Below are 2,401 nucleotides of genomic sequence, written 5' to 3' on the forward strand. Positions count from 1 at the left end.
TGAGCCTTCCCACCATGATCGGGGAAGACCCACATATATACAGTATTATTTTGCGGAGGCCGTTTTTTTTCAAGTCATCTTGTTGCCGTTGTCTGTAACCATTTGCTGTTCCTGCAAAAACAGGGAAATTTCAGAAGGATTACTGCCAGTCCGGAGAATCGTTATCTAATAAAATGTAATATACTGAAGTACAGTGCATTTATTCTGAGTGGAGTGATTATGAATACGGGTTTAAGGCAGGTTCTGCGATATGCAGGCGTCCCGGTTGACGCCGCTGAACCGGTGCGCCGGCAATTCGGTAGCCGGCTGATTTTAATCGTGACGGTTGCTCTCCTTCCGCTGTTGATTGCTGACGTCCCTCAGTGGCTATTTGTGCTCTCTCAGATTATCTGGGGAAGCGGTATGTACATTGGTATCTCCGTGGCCAGTGATAAACCAGATCGCCGGTAAGCTCAGAACGAGAGACCTCCTGGCCCGCCTGGTGACGGGCAGCTGTTAAACCGGCGCCGTGCCATCAACACCGGATAAGGACGTCGCCGGCTTGTCGTTGCCGCCGGCTCCGCTTCACCCGGCCCCATTCCTCCGGTCTGTGGCCTGATTCCTGCGTCTGTCGCGTTGCGACATTTGCTTCCGCTTTTCTCCCTGCGGTCGAAATACGGGTTAGAGAAACCTTTTATTCAACCTCCTTCATCGCGACGGGTAGTGCCGTGCCTTCACTTTAGCCCGGCTGCTGCAGATGCAAGGGTTCGCTGGCGCCGCCATCCTCGCCCGGTCGCAGTTTTTTTATGATGCTCGCCGTTCTTCCCGTCGTTTTCTCGCTCAGGTTTCGCTCGAAAACCGTCCAGACCAGCTTCGTGCTTTATCTGCGCTGCGGCCTCCGGTGTCGCCCCTGCATCTTCCGCTTTCCGCCGGGCTGTCGTGTCGGCACGGCACAACCCGGTGCCGCAATCTTATGAACCTGTGGAGGTTGCTATGTATCATGCCCGTCAAACCATGCTGAATGTTGAGGAGTCCGACCGTCTCTCGTTCCTGCCGGATCTGTTTGGTAACGATTTTCTTGCCGGAGAGATGCAGGTCTATGCGCTCGCTGAGAAACACATCACCGATTACTGCGGAGGCTTCTGGCATTTCATCCGTATTCCGGAGGGCGGCGGCTACATGATGCCTGACGGTGACCGTTTCCATCTGACTAACCCGGATAACTGGTTTGATCGGTCCGTCAGCGCGGATGCGGCCGGAGTTATCATTACGGCGCTGGCGATCAACCGCCGTATCTGGCTGCACCATGAACGCGGTGATGCTGCCCTGACACGCCACCTGATGCTGCGGGAATCGCAGCTGTGGAATTTCATTGACTCTCATGACGAATGCGCTGCTATTTACGCGGCTCTGGACTGATTCTACATCGGGGCGCCCGACGCCCCGTTTAAGGTCTGAGACGGCACGAGCTGTGGGGAGCTTACCCGGCTTCGCAGATCGGTGCGGCCGCGCGAAAATCCTGGCAGGCTTCGCCTGCCGGTGAGGCGGTTCGCCACGCCTGCGGCGCTGCGTACTGGCCTCACCTCAACAGGTCGCCAGTTAAGGATTAAGAGCGTAATATCTGCGTAACCTTTCTTCTTTTGCGGAATTTGCGTATGTCGCAGTGGAATATTGCCTCTTTTTCAAAGGAGGAGCAGGACAAAGTTGCCGTCGATAAGGTGGCTGCTGCTGTTGCCTGGCAGGAGCGCATGAACAAGCCCGTCATGCCGGAACTTGTTGAACGGGAACAGCCTGAACACCTGCGCGAATATTTCCGTGAACGGCTCCACGTACATCGACTGAACAGTCAGCAGCTGCCGCGCGCAAATGCACCCGAATATAATAAACCGGGCGATGATCAGCAGAATTGATTTTCTCACTTAGTGTGTCCAGGGAGGGTAATCTGTGCGTATGTCTCTGATGTTTGCTGCCGTGACGCTTTTAACCGGTATTAACCTGTTTTTTATTCCGTTTCAGCCTGTTCCGGCCCTGTGGGGGGCTATCCTGGCCGTTGCTTTTGTTCTGATTAATGTCGTGGCGGATAAGCTGCGCCTCTGGAGTGGTATTGCGTGGATTATCGTTGCCGGCATCATCATAACGCTGATGCTGAAGGGGAAAGAGCCGGGTGACGAATTTCGTGTCCTGATCACCGTTTTCGCTTTCCTGGCTTCAATCTGGTATAGCGTTGCGCAGTTCAGGAAGGAAAATAAGCTCCGTTCCTGACGCCCCGTCTGGTATGCCGCCGGTTTATCATGGCTTCTTTCCGGCGGCATGAAAAACATATTCTCTCCAGCCTGCATCTTTACGTTTCCGGCTTGCTCCCTGCTGTCTGTCTGCTTTCTCTTCTTCTTCCTGCTGTGATGTCTCTTTTTAACCCTTAAAG

General features: G+C 54.1%; 4 protein-coding genes. All 4 read left to right on the top strand.

Going from position 1 to position 2,401, the window contains the following annotated elements:
• Positions 1-219 precede the first annotated feature (219 nt).
• The 4 genes from HMPREF3096_RS06055 to HMPREF3096_RS06070 all read left to right on the top strand — a co-directional run bounded on the left by HMPREF3096_RS06055 (position 220) and on the right by HMPREF3096_RS06070 (position 2,241).
• Positions 220-450 carry a hypothetical protein gene (locus tag HMPREF3096_RS06055; RefSeq protein WP_048295715.1) on the top strand — a complete coding sequence of 77 codons (231 nt, stop codon included), beginning with the start codon at positions 220-222 and terminating at the stop codon, positions 448-450.
• A 522-nt stretch (positions 451-972) separates the two neighbouring features.
• Positions 973-1,398 (top strand): antirestriction protein, encoded by a 426-nt coding sequence (locus HMPREF3096_RS06060; RefSeq protein WP_004118478.1) that lies wholly within the window; start codon positions 973-975, stop codon positions 1,396-1,398.
• A 236-nt stretch (positions 1,399-1,634) separates the two neighbouring features.
• Positions 1,635-1,889, top strand: coding sequence for a DNA polymerase III subunit theta (locus HMPREF3096_RS06065; protein WP_032420958.1), 255 nt, complete (start codon positions 1,635-1,637; stop codon positions 1,887-1,889).
• Between the two features lie 34 nt (positions 1,890-1,923).
• On the top strand, positions 1,924-2,241 hold the full coding sequence (locus tag HMPREF3096_RS06070) for a hypothetical protein (RefSeq protein WP_004118473.1): 318 nt from the start codon (positions 1,924-1,926) through the stop codon (positions 2,239-2,241).
• Positions 2,242-2,401: the final 160 nt, after the last annotated feature.

Source organism: Klebsiella sp. HMSC25G12, assembly GCF_001807705.1.
GTDB lineage: Bacteria > Pseudomonadota > Gammaproteobacteria > Enterobacterales > Enterobacteriaceae > Klebsiella > Klebsiella variicola.